Source organism: Cytobacillus sp. Bac17 (assembly GCF_024519925.1).
GTDB lineage: Bacteria > Bacillota > Bacilli > Bacillales > Cytobacillaceae > Cytobacillus > Cytobacillus pseudoceanisediminis.
Genome location: NZ_JALJRC010000052.1, coordinates 1 through 20801, shown reverse-complemented (window position 1 = coordinate 20801; position 20801 = coordinate 1). Strand labels below are relative to the sequence as shown.

General features: G+C 34.9%; 24 protein-coding genes. 18 read left to right on the top strand and 6 right to left on the bottom strand.

Going from position 1 to position 20801, the window contains the following annotated elements:
- Window positions 1-686 precede the first annotated feature (686 nt).
- Entirely contained in the window at window positions 687-2798 is a 2112-nt protein-coding gene (locus NR125_RS27960) for a peptidoglycan D,D-transpeptidase FtsI family protein (RefSeq protein WP_256816633.1), read from the top strand.
- A 607-nt stretch (window positions 2799-3405) separates the two neighbouring features.
- Here the strand turns inward: NR125_RS27960 and NR125_RS27955 are convergent.
- Window positions 3406-4746 (bottom strand): anti-sigma factor, encoded by a 1341-nt coding sequence (locus NR125_RS27955; RefSeq protein WP_071160082.1) that lies wholly within the window; start codon window positions 4744-4746, stop codon window positions 3406-3408.
- A gap of 37 nt (window positions 4747-4783) precedes the next feature.
- The gene (locus tag NR125_RS27950) at window positions 4784-5314 is read right to left on the bottom strand and encodes a sigma-70 family RNA polymerase sigma factor (RefSeq protein WP_071160076.1); all 531 of its coding nucleotides are present in this window, start codon (window positions 5312-5314) and stop codon (window positions 4784-4786) included.
- Between the two features lie 268 nt (window positions 5315-5582).
- Between NR125_RS27950 and NR125_RS27945 the strand changes: the two genes are divergently transcribed.
- Window positions 5583-5876 (top strand): DUF6980 family protein, encoded by a 294-nt coding sequence (locus NR125_RS27945; RefSeq protein ID WP_256816631.1) that lies wholly within the window; start codon window positions 5583-5585, stop codon window positions 5874-5876.
- Window positions 5877-5985: 109 nt separating this feature from the next.
- The gene (locus NR125_RS27940) at window positions 5986-6342 is read left to right on the top strand and encodes a hypothetical protein (protein ID WP_256816630.1); all 357 of its coding nucleotides are present in this window, start codon (window positions 5986-5988) and stop codon (window positions 6340-6342) included.
- Window positions 6343-6768: 426 nt separating this feature from the next.
- On the opposite strand, the gene NR125_RS27935 is transcribed toward NR125_RS27940, so the two are convergent.
- Window positions 6769-7782 (bottom strand): hypothetical protein, encoded by a 1014-nt coding sequence (locus NR125_RS27935; protein ID WP_071160115.1) that lies wholly within the window; start codon window positions 7780-7782, stop codon window positions 6769-6771.
- A 360-nt stretch (window positions 7783-8142) separates the two neighbouring features.
- Here NR125_RS27935 and NR125_RS27930 point away from each other — a divergent pair, with 360 nt between their 5' ends.
- The 13 genes from NR125_RS27930 to NR125_RS27870 all read left to right on the top strand — a co-directional run bounded on the left by NR125_RS27930 (window position 8143) and on the right by NR125_RS27870 (window position 17431).
- Entirely contained in the window at window positions 8143-8442 is a 300-nt protein-coding gene (locus NR125_RS27930; protein WP_139266910.1) for a hypothetical protein, read from the top strand.
- A 25-nt stretch (window positions 8443-8467) separates the two neighbouring features.
- A complete protein-coding gene (locus tag NR125_RS27925; RefSeq protein WP_071160111.1) occupies window positions 8468-8884 on the top strand; it encodes a hypothetical protein in 417 nt (138 codons plus the stop codon).
- Window positions 8885-9607: 723 nt separating this feature from the next.
- A complete protein-coding gene (ltrA, locus tag NR125_RS27920) occupies window positions 9608-11410 on the top strand; it encodes a group II intron reverse transcriptase/maturase (RefSeq protein WP_256816628.1) in 1803 nt (600 codons plus the stop codon).
- Between the two features lie 197 nt (window positions 11411-11607).
- On the top strand, window positions 11608-12120 hold the full coding sequence (locus NR125_RS27915; protein ID WP_071160107.1) for a 5'-3' exonuclease: 513 nt from the start codon (window positions 11608-11610) through the stop codon (window positions 12118-12120).
- Window positions 12121-12257: 137 nt separating this feature from the next.
- Window positions 12258-12464 (top strand): hypothetical protein, encoded by a 207-nt coding sequence (locus tag NR125_RS27910; protein WP_035333029.1) that lies wholly within the window; start codon window positions 12258-12260, stop codon window positions 12462-12464.
- A gap of 81 nt (window positions 12465-12545) precedes the next feature.
- On the top strand, window positions 12546-12884 hold the full coding sequence (locus tag NR125_RS27905; RefSeq protein ID WP_256816627.1) for a hypothetical protein: 339 nt from the start codon (window positions 12546-12548) through the stop codon (window positions 12882-12884).
- Between the two features lie 12 nt (window positions 12885-12896).
- Window positions 12897-13418 (top strand): hypothetical protein, encoded by a 522-nt coding sequence (locus NR125_RS27900; RefSeq protein WP_256816626.1) that lies wholly within the window; start codon window positions 12897-12899, stop codon window positions 13416-13418.
- A gap of 5 nt (window positions 13419-13423) precedes the next feature.
- Window positions 13424-14521 (top strand): prokaryotic E2 ligase family D protein, encoded by a 1098-nt coding sequence (locus NR125_RS27895; protein WP_256816625.1) that lies wholly within the window; start codon window positions 13424-13426, stop codon window positions 14519-14521.
- 86 nt (window positions 14522-14607) lie between these two features.
- Window positions 14608-15420: a type II toxin-antitoxin system SpoIISA family toxin gene (locus NR125_RS27890; protein ID WP_306219964.1), complete on the top strand. Its 813-nt coding sequence runs from the start codon at window positions 14608-14610 to the stop codon at window positions 15418-15420.
- 55 nt (window positions 15421-15475) lie between these two features.
- The gene (locus tag NR125_RS27885) at window positions 15476-15676 is read left to right on the top strand and encodes a hypothetical protein (protein WP_256816621.1); all 201 of its coding nucleotides are present in this window, start codon (window positions 15476-15478) and stop codon (window positions 15674-15676) included.
- Between the two features lie 90 nt (window positions 15677-15766).
- On the top strand, window positions 15767-15892 hold the full coding sequence (locus NR125_RS27880) for a hypothetical protein (RefSeq protein ID WP_256816619.1): 126 nt from the start codon (window positions 15767-15769) through the stop codon (window positions 15890-15892).
- Between the two features lie 210 nt (window positions 15893-16102).
- Window positions 16103-16339, top strand: a complete 237-nt coding sequence (locus NR125_RS27875) for a winged helix DNA-binding domain-containing protein (RefSeq protein ID WP_256816618.1) — start codon at window positions 16103-16105, stop codon at window positions 16337-16339.
- Between the two features lie 108 nt (window positions 16340-16447).
- The gene (locus NR125_RS27870) at window positions 16448-17431 is read left to right on the top strand and encodes a hypothetical protein (RefSeq protein WP_256816616.1); all 984 of its coding nucleotides are present in this window, start codon (window positions 16448-16450) and stop codon (window positions 17429-17431) included.
- 312 nt (window positions 17432-17743) lie between these two features.
- Here NR125_RS27870 and NR125_RS27865 read toward each other — a convergent pair whose 3' ends face one another.
- The 3 genes from NR125_RS27865 to NR125_RS27855 form a co-directional block, all read right to left on the bottom strand.
- Window positions 17744-18259, bottom strand: a complete 516-nt coding sequence (locus NR125_RS27865) for a cupin domain-containing protein (RefSeq protein WP_256816614.1) — start codon at window positions 18257-18259, stop codon at window positions 17744-17746.
- A 91-nt stretch (window positions 18260-18350) separates the two neighbouring features.
- Window positions 18351-18767, bottom strand: coding sequence for a hypothetical protein (locus tag NR125_RS27860; protein WP_256816613.1), 417 nt, complete (start codon window positions 18765-18767; stop codon window positions 18351-18353).
- A 341-nt stretch (window positions 18768-19108) separates the two neighbouring features.
- Entirely contained in the window at window positions 19109-19408 is a 300-nt protein-coding gene (locus NR125_RS27855) for a hypothetical protein (RefSeq protein ID WP_256816612.1), read from the bottom strand.
- A gap of 297 nt (window positions 19409-19705) precedes the next feature.
- Here NR125_RS27855 and NR125_RS27850 point away from each other — a divergent pair, with 297 nt between their 5' ends.
- Together NR125_RS27850 and NR125_RS27845 are read left to right on the top strand one after the other, a co-directional pair.
- A complete protein-coding gene (locus NR125_RS27850; protein WP_256816611.1) occupies window positions 19706-20062 on the top strand; it encodes a hypothetical protein in 357 nt (118 codons plus the stop codon).
- Window positions 20062-20709: a Mov34/MPN/PAD-1 family protein gene (locus NR125_RS27845; protein WP_256816610.1), complete on the top strand. Its 648-nt coding sequence runs from the start codon at window positions 20062-20064 to the stop codon at window positions 20707-20709. The genes NR125_RS27850 and NR125_RS27845 overlap by 1 nt, the downstream gene beginning before the upstream one ends.
- The last annotated feature ends 92 nt before the right edge of the window (window positions 20710-20801 follow it).

The window sequence follows — 20801 nt, the reverse complement described above, 5'->3', positions numbered from 1 at the left end:
GAGGTATTTCGTATGAAATTCAGATAGAATGATTTTCCTCAGGAAAGTCGCTATCCTTATTCAACTATAGGGTGCAAGAGTTGAAGATCAGTATGGATCGGCAGCTCTTTTTTTCTTATTCGACTAACGGGGCAGGTTTGTTTAATAAGAAATTATGATATGAAACAAGGAAAGTACTTAATTGATATAACTATCCATATAGGTGAAATATGAAACATCGCAGATACAAAATATTATAAAAGTTGGTTAAAAATATTGTTAAGAAATGTTTTAAAACTTAAAATATGGTAATTTTGCACCGTTTTTTTGAAAAGGTATATACGTTGTAATATAAATGTAATATATTTAATTTGCTGGTAATGATAGTAGCCTCGAATTTTAACTAAGTTCATTACTAATAATATCCTTATAGTGGGTAGAAAGTTTACTAAATAAGAATTTTCTTAAGAGTTTAGAGTACGTAAAAATAGGCAAAGGGCTCCAACTATGTTAGTCCCGAGGATAATACACCGACTTGGAAATATATATTGACCCCAAAAAAGCAAATTTCATAGGAGTCTAAATGTACTCCTTTTTTATTTTGCATTTTTTTGGTTAAGATAACTATTCTGCCTGTTACCTTTTTCTTTTTTCCGATGCAGGTAGACTAAGTTATCTTTGTTGTCATGTAAATAGGGGGAGAAAGAGTGTCAGATAGAAAGAAAAAAAATAAATCAATTACCGTTACTCTGAATATAATGTTTTTAATAGTATTTGTTTTATTTTCAATTTTAATTGTTCGCCTTGGATTCTTGCAAATTGTATATGGAGAGAATTATAGCCGTGAGATTGAACAAAAAATCGAGGTGCCAATTGATTCCTCTGTACCACGTGGGAAAATTTATGATTCTGAAGGGAAGTTAATTGTAGGAAACACTCCTCAGAAAGCTATTACCTATACTCGAAAAAATAACGTTACAAATGAAGATATTCTAGAGACTGCAAAACAATTGGCTGGATATATACAGAAAGATAGTGAGGAAGATTTGGAGTCTATTACAAAAAGAGATAAGCAGGATTATTGGATACTACTAAACCCTGATGATGCCGAAAAGAAAATAACTGAAAAGGATAAAACTAAAATAGCAGAAAAAGATTTAAATAAAGAACAGTCCGATAAAAAATTGTACGAACTATTAAGGGAAAGAATTACCGAGGAAGAGTTGAAATCATTTTCAAAGGATGAACTAGAAGTCCTGGCCATATATCGAGAGATGACGAGTGGATCCATGCTATCACCCCAAATGATAAAGAATAAAGATGTTACTGATAGAGAATTTGCAGTAGTAAGTGAAAATTTGAATTCTTTGCCAGGTGTTGATACTTCAATCGATTGGAATAGGTATAATGCATATAAATCAAAGGATGCTTCAGAAACTTTAAGTTCCGTTTTAGGAAAGGTTACAACCTCTAAAGAAGGCCTTCCTAGTGATATGCTTGAATTTTTTGAATCAAGAGGTTATACCAGAAATGATCGTGTTGGAAAAAGTTATCTTGAGTTACAATACGAAGATGTATTGCAAGGTCAAAAACAGATTGTTAAAAATTTCACAGACAAAGCGGGAAATTTAATCGAATCGAAAACCGTAAGGGAAGGACAAAGCGGAAAAGATCTAGTTTTATCTATTGATATAGAATTTCAGCAGCAAGTTGAAAAGATTATAGAAAGGAATTTAGCTAGTGCAAAAATAGGCCAGCCTTACATGGATAGAGCGATGGTGTCAGTTATGAATCCAATGAATGGAGAAATGCTGGCTATGGCAGGGAAGCAATACGTAAAGGACGAAGAAACGAATAAAACTAGAGTGGCTGACTTTGCTTTAGGAAATATGACCACATCCTATTCTATGGGATCTGTAGTTAAAGGAGCGACTGTTCTAACCGGATATCAAACAGGTGCTATTTCTCCTGGCGAGAGACTTAATGACCGCCCTTTAAAGTTTAAAAGTACTCAAGTGAAGAAATCATGGAATACCTCCGGATTTGGTTTAATTAATGATTTATATGCACTAAAGCGATCCTCAAATGTTTATATGTTTTTAACAGCTATGAGAATAGGAGGACAACAAAGGTATGTCCCGAACGGACCGTTAAGTATAGATAAAGTAGAAGGAATAAATAAATTCAGACACAATTTTGCCCAATTCGGATTAGGCATAAAGACAGGCATTGATTTGCCTGGGGAACAAACAGGGTACGGAGCAGGGCAAGTGCCTCCTGAGGCAGGTAAAGTATTGGACTTTGCTATTGGCCAATACGATACCTATACCCCTTTGCAGCTCGTTCAATATATGTCAACAATTGCTAATGGAGGATATCGAATACAGCCACATTTAGTAAAGGAAATCCGCGAGCCTAGCAATGATGGAACATTAGGCCCAGTATTTCAGGAAGTAAAACCTAAAGTTTATAATAAGGTTGATATGAAAGATGCCTGGATAAAACAGGTACAGGAAGGATTTCGGCTTGTTGTGAATGATTCCCAAGGCACAGCGTATGGCTACATAAAAAATAAGCAATATAAAATTGCAGGAAAGACAGGAACTGCACAGGCGTTATACGATGGTCCATTACCAGTTAACCCGATGACATGGAATGTTACCTTTGTTGGTTATGCTCCTTACGACAATCCTGAAATTGCAATATCAGTGGTGGTCCCTTGGTCTACCACTGATAAAACTCACGTAAACCTTGAGATTGCAGATGAGGTATTTAAGGCTTATTTCGATTTAAAGGAAAAGCATACGGAACAACTTTAAAAATCTGAAAAACACTAATCAATATGTAATAGTCGTGTTGTCGAAAGTATATCGACAGCATATAGTATTGAAATTACAGCCTTTTATTATTTGATTAAATTACTCCAAGTTTGTGAAGAACATACTTAAACTTGTTCAATAAACAGCTGCTAATCGGGCAGCTGTTTTTTTTAAATACTAAATGGATAGGTTAACCTTAAATAAAGTTAAACAAAACATATTTTTCTACTGTTCGTATTATTAGATAACAAAATGGATATGAAACTTAGTCATATATGATATGAGGAAAGTATAAATGGATACCTTAATAGCTGTAGTATTAGTATTGGCATTAATCGGGTTACCTCTATTACTTCAAATGCTAAGACACGGGGAAGTCAGATTAAATTGCGTTAAGTAATTTGGACACCATAAAAAAGGAGCCTATCTCTACTCGAGTTTTGTCGTATTTATCGACTAATTTCACGAGAGACAGGCTTTATTTATTTTACTCCCATAATTTTAACTGCTTAAACTTGAATGGAATGTATGTTGCAATATATGGTGCTGGAGAAGTTTATAGGCCTAAGAAATGGCACCTCTAGTTTAAGTGTTGTAAAAGGTGCAACTATTGACGAATATCAATCCACCAACGATTTTCCGCATTCATGTCTTCAGTGTTACCAACTCCACTGTAATGGAAAGCATCAAGGAAGATTGAATCAAGTTTATCCTCATCAACAAAATAACCCAAATTTATCTTCTTCGTTTGGCCTGGTTGGATACTGCCAATATTGTAAAAGCTTTTTCCACTACCGTGAGGTTCTAAATAATCAACTTCACCCGTTATTATACTTGCTTCGTTAATTCCAGCTTTTCCAGCATAGTTCCATGCATTATTTTCAGGCTTAAGCTCTTGTAAAGACGGATGCATATAGATTTCTTCAGTTGCCTGTTTACCAGTATTTTTCACTGTTGTTGTTAGATAGACAAATTTTAGATTAACTAAATTAGACTCTACTAATTGGTCAATTGAATCCTTACCATTTCCCACTTTATATACATTCCGTCTATACGGTAACAATTCCCTTGTTTGATCTAAGACCTTATTCTTGCTTAGTATTTCAAGACCCAATTTATTAAAGTTTTCTTGTTTAAAATCTTTAATTGAATCAAAGACTTCAACTTTTTTTATGACATATTCGAGACTACTTTTGGTTCCAGTAACCTCTTGTTCGATGGTTACTGGAACCTTTTGACCTATACGAAAAAGTTGTTTGCTGTCTTTCTTTAAAGGAATAACTCTTGATTCTTTTGATTCCTTTGCTTCATTTACTTTACTTAACTGGGAATCATCATAAGCTACTGTAATAGATGCATTTTCCTTTGATGTTGGTTTTAGTGAAGTGTTCGCTATAACTTTCATCATTTGTTCTTCACTGACATCGGCTCCAATATAACTTTCTAACATAATTCCCTCTTCCTCAAATAACATAAAGACCTGTCTGTTAAACATTAAGTTTTCGTTGCCGGAGTCTTTATTGATAATAATTGCTTTCCTTCCGTTAATTTTCTTTTCTTCGTAACTGTTTGAATATAGTGTAGAAAAGTCTGAGTTTTCCCCAAGTTTCCAGAGAATGAATGAAAACCCACCCTTTGCGTAGTTATCTTTAAAGAAATATTTCATACCAGTAGGATCAACTGCTTCCATATTTTTTGGCAAATTGCCGACTTTTAACTTATACCATTTGTCACTCTTTTTGAGGGCGGTATTCGAAACTGAAATATTTACTTCATAATTTTGTTTTTGGACAATTATGTCATAGACTTTGGCTGCTCCAAAAGCAGTTGTTGGTATGCCAATCAATAAGCAGGCAGCGACTATTAAAATACGATTCCTTTTACGCTTGGCCCGAGGCTGCTCACCCTCTTGGACTGCTCGGCATACACCTAATTTTATTGACTGCATTACTTCTTCCCTTGGAACCTCAATTTCATCTATTTGGTTAAAGAATATGTCTTTGTCCATCAAAGTAGCTCCTTCCCAATAACTTTCGCAATTGTTTCTTCCCACGGCTTAAATATGTTTTTATAGTATTTTCCGGAACTTCTAGGCAAGTGGCTATTTCCTTCAGACTCATATCATAATAGTAAAAAAAGATGATGCTGGTCTGGTGTTTGGCTGGCAATTTACCGATCGCCGCAGCGAGGTCCAGCTTTTCTTCATTCTTAATTCTAGCAAGGGCTGCCACTTCATTTTCAGATGAAATCTCATTTCTTCTTTTCCTTTGCACATCATAAGCACAGTTAATAAGAATCTTTGTAATCCAGGTTAGGAAATATTGCTCGTTCCTTAACTGGTGTATAGAGGAAAATGCCTTGTAGGCGGTTTCTTGTACGACATCCAGGGCATCCTCACGATTCCTAACATACAGGTACGCCGTTCTGTAAAGGCGATCAGTATGCTCTACCAGCAACTGTTCAAACGCTTCGGAATCACCTTGAACGGCTTTTCTAATTAACTTATATTCATCCAACTTTGTTGCCTCCTTTTACTATTTAGAGAAGGATATAAGATAAAAAGTTTCAATTTTTTTACTATACTATTTATTGGATAGGGAAGATAGTGGAGCTGTTAGGTTGGGCTTTAAAATAAAAAAGTAATTTTAAACTAAGGGAGACTTAGCGGTAATGGACTGGTTTTATCGAATGATTGTGAAGAAATGTATTTAAACAATCGGGGCAGGTTTGTTGAACAAAGAAAAAGCATGGTTAAGGTGATAAAATGTCAAATGTACGCAGTTTATGTTCTCAAATCAAAAAGAATATCATTGTGGTATCTTCAGAACAGTAGAAGAGGTTTTTATAAATGCGGGCTTAATATTTAAAAGGAGAAGTGAAGCCATGAAGAAACATTGTTGTGAAGCTATGGATTATCATGCGAATTTCAAATGTGATATACATGAAAATTCCTTTGGATGTCCTGACAAAATAATAATTTTTGATGAAAATGATAATGACTATGGATTGATAATTCACGATGGTGGATCTTCAAGTATAGGAATTGCTTTTTGTCCGTGGTGTGGTTCGAAAATATAATTTGTCGTTAAGCTAACTGATGCTTATATTTAAGATCAGCTGCCTAACCAGGCGGCTTTTTTCTTATTTAACAAAAGGGGCAGGATAGTTAATCTAGCTATGGTATACTTTGATTGAGATTTCAATGGAGTTGGCTGTTATGTTAAAAAATAGAATTATAAAAGCTATATTACCAACAACTATAACGAGTATATTATCAATAATCTCTATGACTATTCCTGGAATCTTCGTAGGAGCTGTTTTCTATTCTATCCTAAGAGATACCATTCCAAGAGGAAGTACAAAACCAGCAATCTTTGAGTATATAAAGCATTGTGTACTCTATTGTCTGACAGGTGTCATCGGGTGGTTAATCTTCATCCTCTTAGTCTTTAAGGATTTAGATTTTTCAGGACTTTATGTACCTGCTTTATTTTCTATTATGTATTACCATATTTTACTCTATATAAATCAATACAAAGATTAGCATCTATTCTAAAAACTCCAGGTACAAATATAAATTTAAATTAATTGAGACCAATCTAAGATAGATTGTGAAGAAATGTACTTAAACAAACGGGTGCTTTTCTTCAATTAGCATCTTTTAGAAAAAAGGAATATTTCTGTAATAAGAAATATGTTCATAAAAAAAAGGCACCTTTTTCAGGTGCATTTAATTAGCTGGCTGAAGGCTAAATTTTTTGTTTAGGTCATTTTATGAATATTTTTTATCAATGAATGGGGTATGGCCCACTTATTAAACGAAAAATAAAAAATAGTGTTAGCTGTTTTATTTAATGATGATGGGGTCAAGCCTTGCTCACGAATTATGTCCTAAGGCTTGTTGAATATGAAATTGAACTACGTCACATTTTTTATGAAATTAAAAAAATAAGAGAAGCAATAGCTTCTCTTATGATGGTTTACGTTTAAAATTAACCACGTTGTTTTGTTGTTTATTTTTCTTTTTTAATGGGATTGTTTTTGGCTCAGGATTGGCCATTAATTCCATTTTTTCTACATAATAATTATCTAGTTCATCTACCCAATGAGGTAATTCCTGAGATGGGTAAGGGTAAGGGGCAAGTGCAGGATTTGAATAATGCTGCACTTCCATAAGTCCTCCTTGAAGCATGTTCGTATACCGTTGCCTCTTTTCACATTCCGCTTTCCAGGCAAGTAAAAGAGTCTCACCTTTAGGTTGGTCAGGGAAAAATTCTCTCCAGCGATAATGGGGCTCAGCTTCACCGAAATGTTTTGTGAGTACCTTATCTAATTTGCTATAACGCATTTCCATAATCGCCTGCAGCTTCATGGATGTATATAAGCTCAGATAAAGCACAAGGGGGATGGAGAATCTCTCCCATCCGTAAATCCATTTGGAAGGATCTGATAGTGTTACTGCACCAAACCAACCTAAGACAAAGCCAAAGGCTGCTATAAGCGCCGCAAGGTCCTTATATCCGATATTCTTTATATTCGAATCTCTTTCTAAAGGATCCAGGCTACTAAAGCTAGCATTAATATAGATTCTGTCTCTGAAAAAAGTAATGACTCTCTGATAGAACCGGTTATCAACTACTTTTCGAATGTCTGTACTCACTGCCTGTGGCGGGTTAATTAGATAATACGCCATGATTGGTGGAATATAGGGAGTTTCAACCCATCTTTCCATTTCTGTTACTAATCGATTAGACCGAATTTTTTCCATAGTTTCAAATTTGGTATTTACAATTTCTCTTGTTACCAAATAAGAGAATAAGGCAATCAACATCCAATCCCACCATGAATAAAAGGCAGTGTAAAAAAACTCTAATATTTCTTTGTACTCATTAAAAATAGGAATCTTAAATACAAACTGTAGGATCCATGTTGCTGGGTAGGCAATGACAGCCCAAAAGATCACCATTTTCATTTTTGATAACATAAACCTCACTCCTTAAAAAGTAATAAAAAAGCATTCATTCAATGGCATTTGTCACAAGGACATAAGGTACCATTCAAATGAATGCATTGTAGTAAAGAAAAATCTGCCCGCGTGGGTAGATTAGGTAACAAAAGAAATAGTATAAAATAATCATAGCATTTAACATATACCAAAATAAAGAAAAAATGGTATACTATGCATATATTATTTTTAGAAATTTCAACCTTACCTATGCAGGAAAGGGATTATTTAATTGAAAAGCTCAATTTGAGTTACCGATGAAAGAAATTCGCTTTTTATTGGTGATTCAAATTGGGCTTTTTTTTTGCTTTAATTACTTTTATTGAGGAGGAAGAAATAATGAAAACAACTACAGGGTCCACTACTGTAACCGGCTTTAGTAAAGCTGGTTTTTCGTGTTGTTCTCGTTGGAAAAGCTGTAATATGGGAGAAACCTGTTCTTATGAAATGGAGGACCCGGAAGCCAAGGAATTCTGTCGCTGTTATCAACGAAAGCATTACGGAGGTCTAGTAGATGATGCTTCAGCTTATAAAGTTGAGCAAGCATTAGATTCTTCAACTGACCAGGAAGTCTTTCCATCAGTAGCTACCGAAGATGAGAAGGTATTATCGGATTCAGAACAGCTGACTTTATTTTAGAAACTTTTTTAAGGAGGAATATGAAATGCTGCAATTATCTTTGTTTAATGACATTGAAGAAGTAAAAAGGGAATCAGTAGGTGAGCAAGTAGCTCTCATTGTTGATGGAAACAACGTATTAAATCGAGCCTATTATGCATCTGCATTAAATCCCGATAATATCATGAAATCTCCTGATGGAAGATATACCAACGGTGTTTTAGGGTTCTTGAAAATGATACTTAAATACAAGGATGAATTAAAAGCCACTCATTTAGCTGTGGTTTTTGATGAGGGAAGAGGGTTTAGGCAAGACTTGTTCCAAGAATATAAAGGGACAAGGGGGAAGCAGCCGGATGAACTAAAAGAACAATTTCCATTGTTAAGGTCAATTTTAAAGGGAATTGGAATTCCAGTTTTCTCTCACAAACAATATGAAGCTGATGATCGTGCGACTTGTTAAACAATAACCGTATTCTCCATACGGAAAATGTTTGAATCTAAGTACTTTAGATTTAACTTCTAATTCGATGGTTGAAATGAGGAATCCAAGTTTTCCGAAGCGACCACACTAATACTCCTACATGCTTTTGGTGTGACAGACATCCAAATAGTGTGAAGCTAGGTGAAGTCGGCTGAAAGTTACCGTTAAAAGATATTTTTACAATATCTCACGAAAGCTCCTTAGAGGTAAGGGGTGTAACTGATAAGCCGGGTGTCTATAAAATATCTATGGTGAGAATGACCAACTGGTCTGACGAAGCTCCGAATGTAAGGGTCTATACGGCTAAGATATCTAATCGGTATCTCGTAAATATATGTTTACGTAAGTCGACGAAAAGTAAGATTGATCGTTATGAAATTCGTCCATTCAACTATGGGAATGAAAGACTTACAGGCTCAAAGGATGCCACCTAAGGATATATGAACAGATAGAATTAGCGGAACAAGGAAAGCAAAGGACGTTGCAATGGGACTGTCAGCCCTAACGGTTGTTATAAGGCTTCATTATAGTCGAAATACATTTACCTTTGTGAGAGTAGAGGCATGACCATTGAAACTACCGTAATGGTAATGGAGGAATAGCCTCAAGTCTTGTGATAGTTATAACTAATATTCTAAACAGTGAATTGCAAGGGTCTTGTATGAAGATGGGAATATCATTCCAAGAAGGGAGTGATCCATTATGCAAGCACAATTACGATATCGGGAATACTACGGTATGACCGAAAAATTCGATGAATTGTATGAAATAAGTAAACAGGGTACATCACATAAACACCTATACGATACCATCGTAACAAGGGAAAATATCATACTAGCTTATCGTACAATTAAAAATAACAAGGGTTCTAAAACTGCTGGTTCAGATGGGCGCACAATTAAAGACTTCCAAGACTGGAATGAAGATAAATTTGTCCGCTTTATTCAAAAACGACTCGAAAACTATCAGCCGATGAAAGTAAGAAGAGTTCTTGTACCTAAACCCAATGGAGATAAACGACCTTTAGGCATACCAAGTATGAGTGACAGAATTATTCAACAAGCTTTCAAACAGGTTCTCGAACCAATTTGCGAAGCACGATTCTATAATCACTCATATGGTTTTAGACCACTTCGGTCAACACACCACGCCTTATCAAGAGTAAACAGCTTAATCAATCTCTCACAATTACATTATGTAGTGGATGTCGATATTAAGGGTTTCTTCGATAATGTAAATCACACACTACTACTTAAACAACTTTGGAATTTAGGAATACAAGATAGGAAAGTCTTAAGGTTAATAAGTAAAATGCTGAAAGCAGAGATAGATGGAGAAGGTATCCCTACAAAAGGAACTCCACAAGGAGGAATCCTCTCACCTTTATTATCCAATGTAGTTTTACATGATTTGGATATGTGGATATATGGTCAATGGGAAGGTTTCCAAACCCAACATACATTCAATAAAGGGTACAACAAATATGTAAGTCTGAAGAAATTCTCTAATCTCAAAGAAGGTTATATTGTGAGATATGCGGATGACTTCAAAATTCTTTGTCGTACTCGACAAACTGCTGAGAGATGGTTCCATGCTGTAAAGCTATACCTAAAGGATAGACTTAAACTCGACATATCACCTGAAAAATCACAAGTGATAAACTTACGAAAAAGAAAATCCGAGTTCTTAGGTTTTTCAATCAAAGCTGAAAGAAAAGGAAAGAAATGTGTAGCATTCACTCGACCTAGCAAGAAAAAGATGGAGCAATACAAGGAAGACGGACGAAAACGAATTATTCAAATTCAAAAAAGTCCAACAGTCCAAAATGCTTTACTCTACAATAGCTGGGTGCTAGGCATTCACAACTATAGCCGTGCTGCAACACAAGTCTTTCCAGAGTTTAATAAACTAGCATACGCGCTTAGTAAAACCCTATTCAATCGTTTGAAAAAAGTCGGCAAGTATGAACGTCCTAAGAAACCTCCGCCGTCTTATTCTAAGTTCTATAAAACCACCTATAAGACACACAAAATAGGACGAATATATCTTTATCCCATCACGGATGTAAGCCATAAAAATGTTATGAACTTTTCACAACATTTGACTACTTACACTAAAAAAGGTAGAGACGATATTCACAAGGAACTTAGAGGCGATGTGTTGATTGAAATACGACGTCTCATGATGTCAAACATCACGAATAGAAGCATCGAATACATGGATAATCGAATTAGTAGGTACAGTATGAAAAACGGTAAATGCGAAATCACAGGAGAATTCCTACCTGCTGAATTAGTACACTGTCACCATCTAGTACCCACCGGCTTAGGAGGAACAGATGAATTTAATAATCTACGAATCTTAAAGAAAGATATTCATATCCTAGTCCATGCAGTGGATGTACAAACGATTAAAAAATATATAGATAAACTACGCCCTAGTAGCGAAGTAATCAACAAAATCGATAACTATCGTAAAATGTGTAACTTAGAACCTATTAGTTAATCAATAACATCACAAGATGGAACGCCGTATGCGATGAAAGTTGCACGTACGGTGTGGAGTGGGGGAAAAGTTCAACCGAGTAAAATAATACCTACTAAAATTTAGTATTATTGAAAAGTTGTTTACGGAGGATACCGAATCCAAAGGCTTACCTATCACTATTAATTGCTTCGCTGGCCCGCATGCTGGAGAGCGATATGAAAGTTTTTACGTTATCAAACGATAAAGATCTTCTTCAAATTGTAAGTAATCAAGTTGTTCAAATCGTTCGCGATAAGAAAACGGATATTTATTATAACAGTGAAGAATTTAAGTCTAAATATCAAGGTTTGGAGCCTATTCAAATCATCGAAATTAAAGCTCTTATGGGAGATTCCTCTGATAATATTCCCGGGGTCCCAGGTATAGGAGAAAAAGGAGCTATGGGGTTAATAAAAGCTTTTCAAACGATTGAATCTCTTTTTGAGTCCATAGATAATCTACCCAAAGAATTTAACCGATATAAGAAGAAGCTAGAGGAAGGTAAGGCAAGCGGGGTACTGTCTAAGACCTTAACAACTCTAAAAAGCGATATTTGTCCAATCGAACATAAGGATGATATTCTATATCAAAGTAAGAAAGAGCATAATGAGTATTTAGAAGAAGCCTGTTCAAAACTTGGGTTTCAATCTTTCTTACGTGACTTGAATCTAGGGAAATATAAAATATAAATTAGTATTTTATCTTGTCAGTTTATCTCAATTTATGTCTAGTTTTGCGATAGCATTGTAAATTTATGCTTTATCATGCTAAAATAAGGAAAAAAATAGATATAGAGATAGAGACCGAAATTGGAGAGAGATAAGATATGATTCGTATATTTTGGCTAATTGTTGTCGACCAACAAACTGGTTATTTTCACAATGCACAAATGGCCTCAAAAAATGAGGCAGATACTTTTGAAGATATGAAATATAAATTCGAACAGAAATTTCCTAAGTATATTGTGATACATGGTGGTCCAGGATTAGATACAAGACCGACTTTTTATGAAGGTCTTCCACAAGTAGGCTAATAAACACAATTGCATAATTGAAGAAGAAAGAAACACTCATCCATAATTGGTTGAGTGTTTTTATATTTTGGAGGAATTGATATGAATCTTGAAAAAGTCTGGACTGAACTCGAAAGTCAAGGAGAGCCGGGAATAGACAGCGAAAATACGATGGATGTATTTAATACTCTTATTTTTTCACCTGGAAATACATTTGGTGAGATAAAGGAATTCATAGAGAAAACTGATAGAAAAACATTAGAAATGGCCTTAGGCGATATTTACTTTATTCCCAGCATGGAGGCAGGGGAGTACGAAGATCATGAGATTCAGGAAAGATATCATTTATATTCAAATGACTTTAGGGAGATTTGCTATATAGGTGAAATTATCTCTACTATTTGGAGTCAATCGAAACCTAAAAAGAAACTGTTTTTTTAAGGAGGAATATTGATGCTACCTGGTTTATCAGAAATGGATAAAAGCGAATTTCAGGATGCATTTGATCGCGTCATACAAGCAAAAATCTTATTTGAAATGAGAGGGATTTACCCACCTGATCACTTTGAATATTATGCAAGTAGTGAAGAGGGAGTAGAATTCCTGCTTAGTATGATTTGTCTGGGAAATGAATGGACACAAATAGATTCCAATTCCAATGGTAATGGTATTGAAATGGTGATAATAAATAGTCCCGAATTGAAACAAGTTTATAAAGAAATTGGAACGGTTCCAGAGTCGATACACTTAAAGTTCCAGCAAATCATTAAGTCTTACCATGAATTTTGGGATGGAGACTTTGGGGAGTTTACCGTAAAAATGCTATTTTGCGAGGATGGAAATATTGGTCTCTATTTTGATTTTTGTTACGGCCCTATGTACAGCTTTTTTGAAAGTATGTTGCTGTTAAAGGATCGATTACAAGCCTTATTGGAGGAAATAAGACAAGAATTATCGAAGGAGAGTGTAGCTTAATGCGAATGGAAGTTGTGTTAGATGGGTCAAAACATGTAGAAATAAAGAAATTCGATGGAGATATACAAATTGGCAGAAGAAAAGCGCTGACTGACGATTTTATTAGAAGCATGCTCAGCGCTATTGATGAACAGGAATTGTTAAATTACTTATTTGAAAAGGAATATTTAGAAGTTATTCAGAAGTATATCGATGAAGAGGCTGACGTGCGCTATGTAGGAACGGTTTTTGAAAACCTAATTCAAAAAATAAACAATAAAAAAGATTCTCTTGAAAATAACCCATATTATATAGATTTATTGATACTTCTACTAGATAAAGTAGACATTCAAAAGATTGATCTGATGGGTCTGAGAGGCATCCTTGGATCGGCTTTAAAAAATGTTGATAAGATGGAATCTGACTCAGTGGAGTTTCAGTCATTACTGCTAACATTATTAAACAAAGCAGAGGTAAACAAAGAGCTATCTACTCCTGCCCTTTCAAAGATTTTGGGTGTCGCAGCTAAAAAAGTGGCCATGACAGAGAATCAAGAAGAACTTAAGGAGCTATTTTTCTCCATTGTTACGAAAGCACAAAACGATTGGCTAGAAAAAGCCATAAGTACAGCCGTACCGAATCGTGTACTTTGTAATAGTTTTATGCCTAAAAATATTGTGTACTATCAAAAAGACTTGATAAGTGAAACGGTCATTATTCAGGTGCCGAAAGAGAAGCGTAACGTTCGTTTTCATGATGTGGAATACAAGCAAGTAGGGCATCCTTCTTTACTGTTTTATTTTCGTGTTCAAAATCATCGAATTAGTAAAATCAAAATTGCCTGTGTGAAAGATAAGATTTTGAAAGAAGACACTCGCTTGTACCACTATCCATATTCGAATGTATTTGGAGATCACAGAGTTTGTTGGAGCTATGGGGAATATAATATAGATTCTCTGGATAAGCTGCAGCACATTCCTTATGTATTTCTTTCTACTCCTAATAATGGTCATGTGAATCCTCAAACCCGTATGTTGTTTGAGAAATATCAAAATGCAGAGTTTGATGATGAGACGCTGTCTCCATCCAATAAAACGTTTGCTGAATTTGTTGCAAAAGATTAATGAGAGGCCATATTGGTATACTCCAATAAGGCTCTTTTCATATAATTAATCTATTGGAATAAATACACACATAGATTGTTAGGAAAATGTTTCTTTACCTGGGTGAAAGGAGTACCTACATGTACTTAAAAATATTTTTTGGCCTTTGCATCTTGTACCTAGTGGGCAGCTTAATTTACTATTTTAGGAACCGTGATGGTTTTATCTTACACATAGGAAGACTTCGGAAAAGCTTATATGTCATGTTCTTATCGGCCCTTTGTCTGGGATTTATCCTTCAAGAGATGGATTATAAAGACTGGCAGCTGTTGCTCCAAATGACAGCTTTCATTGTCTTTGTGGATCTTGCAGTGTTTCAAACACCAAATATATTAAAAATATTTAATGCTGAACTTCAGCATGAAGACTTAATTCGTGAGACACTAGAAAAGAACCAAAGGACATTAGGCTTTGTTACTCAAAAAGCAAATACCTTTACAGCCGTGATCCAGGAATCGGAAGACTATTTCATGGGAAAGCAGCCAGTTTCAAGTTGGGCAGAATATGAAAATGAGCTTTGTGAATACGTAAGTAAATATACTGGTTTTTTTGATTTCAAACTAAAATTATTCCTTATTCCCGATTATCAAAATCAGGAGGAATTAGTCAATGCCATTATGGTTTCACTAGAGCAGGTTGAAAGAAGATATAATGTGAACATTGAAGATATGGAAGACGTCTCGAACCGACTAGCTGATGCAGAAAGTTTGCCATTGGTCATAGAAGAATTATTTATTGTTCCTTTTTATGGCCAGCATACCTACTTAGCTTTAGTTAGCAGCAAAGATGTTGAAGTAACAGGAATTGATGCTCTTAATATTGTCAATCTCATCAGTATTTTTGAATGGGAGATGTGTTAATACGCGTAATAGTGGTATAATTAAATATAATCAATCCAATGGAGGATGATTAACTATGATTGCTAACAGAATTGCTCATTCAAGAAAAAAGCTTAAGAAGTATAGAGGCCGAGCAGGCAGAATGGTAACTCCCTCTGGAGAAACCTCTGCAATTAATAATGGCGGAAAGAAATTAACCAAAGTTGCACCTGGAGACTCATTTAGTGGTGTAAATGAAATGAATAAAAAGGTGTTAGAGCTGTTAAATAACCAATAGAGACTGGAAGCAAAGGCAAAACGCCTTTGCTTTTTTATGGTCATATTGCAAAAGGTCCATGGATATACTTCTTATATAAGGAGGATAGCTATGGGAGAAGATAAGAATCTGAAGCCTCGAAAGAAGACCGTTGTTAAAGATATGGGATTTAAAGTAGTAAAGGAAAACGAAAAGATAATAGAAGTACTAAAAAAAAAGGAAGCGGAAAACAAATGACTGCAATCTTTCCTTTTTTACGACTAATGGGGATGATATACTAGACTCATACTTCTTCTTTTCATTTTTTCTAACACCCAGGCGGGCGTTATTATCTTTTATTTATGAACGCACTTTATCCAAGTGATTAAAACTACTATCGTAGTTAATTTAATCCTTTGGGTAAAGTGCGTTTTTTGCATTTTCCATTACTTTTTAAGGAGGATTACAATGATCATCAAAAAGGTTTACCGAGTGTTTGATAATTTATTTTTCTGCAGAAAGGATGCTGAAGCTATCCTAAGTGGCTGGGAACATAAAGAAAAAGTATATGTTCAATATGCAGTCCTGGAGGAAACTAAGGCAGAATTAGTAGTTGGAGGAGTAAACTATGGAATACCGGCCGAAGAAGTGACTGTTTACACTAATGAAAAGAATGCTCTGCAGTACCTTACTGAAGATTGTTAGGTTGAAGTTCATTAGGTTTAGCTTAGAAGCACTACTAATAGCAAAGGCAGGGATGAGAAATGATTGTAAAGTACCAAACAAGTGCGAGAAGTTATGAACGCAAGTTAAATGATGAAAGCTGGCTATTATAATACGGCCAGTGGCATAACTAACTATATTGTTAAATATGGTAAAAATTCTATTACTGTTAAAACGCAAAAGGGGAGCTCTATTTCGATAACCAGAGGGCAACTAAGACGTGCTATTTCTTTTACATTATTTAAAAGAACCATCATTAGAAAGGATATGGAGGGTTTCTCTAGCTACTCATCAGCTCTATTTGGAATGATAAATAGGATTTTTCATCATATTGCCAGGCTATTGAAGCTAAGAGAAGGGTACCGTTTATCCCTTAAGACACTGCGTTTTTGGGCAAGTGGACTTGAAAGAGAAAAGAATGGGTTGCAGCTGCTTAAAAAAATAGGAGGAAATTTTGTGCTCTTTAATTTCTTTCAAATCCTGCAGTCAGGACCTAACTGTCTAAAGCAATTAGATAGATATAATTTATATGCATATATAGATAGCGGAAGCTTTTCTCTCCATAATCAAAAATGTAAGAAAGGGTTACAAAATCTATCCCTGTTTGATGAACAAACTGAACAGGATATGATATTGAAAGGGTATGCAGACTTTATTAATGCAAATAAGAATAATCCAAGAATTATAGGGTTCTTCCCCTTAGATGTAATAGGAGAACCGGAAGCCACAAAAGAAAATTACGCTAAATTAAAGGCCATGGTTCCAGGAGCAAACCTCATCCCTGTATTTCAGGTTTCGGATTCACTAAAGTCCTTAGAAATGTTAGTAGATGAAGAACATGAGGTGATAGCTCTTGGAGGGTTAATTCCCTTAATGAAGAAAGGGTTGAACCACTGTAGAGCTACTTTGGATCGAATATTTAATTTATATTCTAATGTTAATTTCCATTTCCTTGGGGGGCTAATGAACTTCTGCTTGAATACCCGTTTTTTTCAAGTGATAGTACAGCTTATCTTAATAGCAGAAGGAATGCTTCACAGCGAAAATTATATTTGCCGAACGGCGAAAGGGTAGAGGCTCAAGTAGAGTTGGATACCAAGGATATAATAAAGCAGAATTTAAATTTTTTAATTGAACTCGAAGAAATAAAGTATGTAGATTTATTTAGTTTCGCATTAAAAGATAAAAGCTCAAACTAACTATATGGGGTCGGTTTTGGATTATAAAATATGAAGCACATTAATTATCAGACCAAATCGCATATGATTTGGTCTATTCCTTCCTATAAACACCCACGTTTATGAATATACAGAGCTGTTTCGCCTTGCTCTCTACTCCTTGAGAGTGGGCATCTTACTGCCAGTTAATACGGTATACATTTAACCTTTATTCAGGAATCTTTTCATATGCTAACTTTAAAATAATTTCCTTATATTGAGGATATTCTGATAAAAGGTCGGCTTGTGTAAACATTTCAAAATCCTGAAATTCAAAGCCCGGAGAAACCATACAACCTACTAGTGAGAATGTATCCTCCTCCATAACAGACGAACCAAAAATTGAATTTTTCGGAACTAAAGCTTGAGGTACTTCTCCATTATCAAGGTTTATTCCTAATTTGATTTCTTCATATTCACTATTTTCATGGATGACATGAATGGTTAATGGACTTCCAGCGTGAAAATACCATAATTCATCAGACTTCAATCGATGAAAGTGGGACACATCATTAGACGTTAATAAAAAATAAATGCTTGTATAGAGCTTACGTGTTCCCACAAAATTCACAGACAATTCTTGATCAGAAGTACATTCCTCTGATTCAAACGTTCTTTTATAATATCCTCCCTCTGGATGAGGAGTTAATCCAAGTTTTGAAACCCAATATTGCTCATTTTTCATCGTAATTGCTCCAATCCTTCCATAAAATATCGAAAAGGTTCAGTAAGTTTGCTTAACCCAAGAAAAAACTCTTATTTTATATTCCCTTGATTTATTTTTCCTTAGAAAAAGCATTATAATTTTTGAATTTTGAAGGCCACTTTTTCTTTTTTAAGTACTTTTCGTTAAGTACAATAACTTTCCCGCTCTCATCGGTAATGTATTTTTGATACACTAATTTATATTTTTCAAATGCAAAGTGCCCTAAAATATAAATTGGTAAGATAATGAGCATAAGGATTACACCTTGTAGTATCCAATTGAATTCATTCCTAATGATATAAATAGTCATTACAGCATGTGCTGCTAAAGAAACCATTAAGGTAATAAGCACATTACATATATGAAAAGGGATCATATTGTTTTTTTCTCGAAACATTCGCTCTAGTTCATTCTTGATAAAAAGTGTAATAAATACTGATATCACAATGACAAAAAGGGAAACAAAATATGTAAGAACAGTGTACATGTTTTCCGCTCACACTCCCTTTAATTACACTAGAAGAAAAAGCTTCATCAATAATACTTTCAATTGTTAACCTTTTTGAATGATATTCTATACGGGGGATATAACCGTTTTTAAGGTAACATCAATTAACAGTTAATGCCTGAGATTAAAGGATTAAGACGCTCAGAGACTAATTCTTTGTTTTGTTCAGTTTACCTTCATTTTAACACAAGAAATGATAAAAACTTTTGATTGAACTTGAAGAAGTTAAGCGTATGATATACTCAGCTTCGCTTAGTAAAGTAATTTGGATAAACGCCCGAGTCGGGCGTGTAATTTGTTCCATAAATATAGGGGACAAATTATTTTTTTAATAAGCTTAAGGCAATGGTGCCAATAAGAGGCCTAATATCTGCGGATCTTTTCTGTGCAATTCGGAGCATAGAGCTGATCTTTTGTATATCATCATTACTTAATTTTTCAAATATCCATTCCACTAATTCGTCAGATTCAATTGAGTATTTCAAGGTAGGAACATTAATTATTTTTAGTGGCTTTATTTGATTAATAAGAAATTGCCTTTGTAATTTATCTAAACTAAAAGTTCTAGCTGTTTTCTCCGTGTTCGAGATACGATTAGAAATTGCTTGTTGGTTCAGCAATCCTCTTCCTCCTCACATCGATTTCGAATTTTTTTCCATTGTACTACTATGATTTGATTTCCGCGAAATCACAAGAATTAATGATAACAATTTTGGAACAACTGGTATATAATAGAATTATATTTTCTTAAATTTTTTTACTTAACCCATGCGGGATAAGTATTTCTGAATGAATGCACTTTATTAAAAGTGATTGACTATGAAAACTGCTCAAGTAGTAGCTATGTCGATTGTTTTTAATAGAGTGTATTTTTTTATGCTCTCAAAACAACCATTACTTTTTAAGGAGGAAAAAGTATGTCTAAAGAATTAACTATTTTTGAACTAGGGGTTGAACCAGTGGAAGAAAAAAAGGTTGAAGAAAAGAAGAACACTTCAGCCAGTAAAGGATCAGCTGCTGTTAAAGCACCTGTTCAACCAAAGGAAGAAATAAAGGTAACGGCGGAATGGTCTATTCATTTTGCAACTGAACATTTTGTGGTTTCTGATTTTGTGGAGGAAATCCCAGAAGAAGGAATTACATTAGAAGAGCTTCGAGTGGAGCTGGAGAAAAACTATTTTCAATTTACAGCCACTAGAACAAAGTGGGATGTGGATAAGGAAAATAAAAGACTATTTCCAGATGCTTTAGGAGCTGCAAAGGGGGCATTTTAATGTCCCTTGTTTCTTATTTTTGGAGAGTGACAGAATACTTTAGTCAGAGTGATAAAAGAGGAATTTCATATATTGGTGCAGCTGATGGACAAATTTACGAAGTGAGAGAGTCAATGATAGGAAAAATGGTGGCCAAGCCTCCTTCAATTCCTTCATTAGATAACTTATCGGAAAGATTTTCATTCAGGCTTCCTAAGATTCCAGGTTATATCTTTAATCAGATGTATTCCTTTTTCAAAGTCTTCTGCTTAAGATCCGACGTGGAGGTTATGCTGCAGCTATATTTTGATACAGAGACACAGCGATATTTTCTAGAATGTCCTATTCAGCATGTATCAAAGGTAAAAGTTCATGCTCAACTGAACCCTAAGTATTTGGGAAGAAATTCGCTTCGCTATATTCAAGTGGCCCAGGTACATTCACACAATTCTATGAGTGCTTATTTTAGTGCCACTGATAATCAGGATGAGAAAGCCTTTATGATTTATGGCGTGTTTGGATTGCTAAATACAGATACGCCACAAGCCAAGTTTCGAGTGAAAGGCAATGACACTGAGCTTGCTATCCCAATTGATCAGATTTTTGAATCTGGTGCTTTAGTGGAGGTTCCATATCCCGCTGAATGGGAAACAAGAGTGAAATATTAATGATGGAAGAAGGGAGGAACTCTCTTCTTCTTTTTTAAGGAGCATTCCTGTTAGAAGGATTTTCGGGACTTGAACAAAAAAGAGCCCTCTTG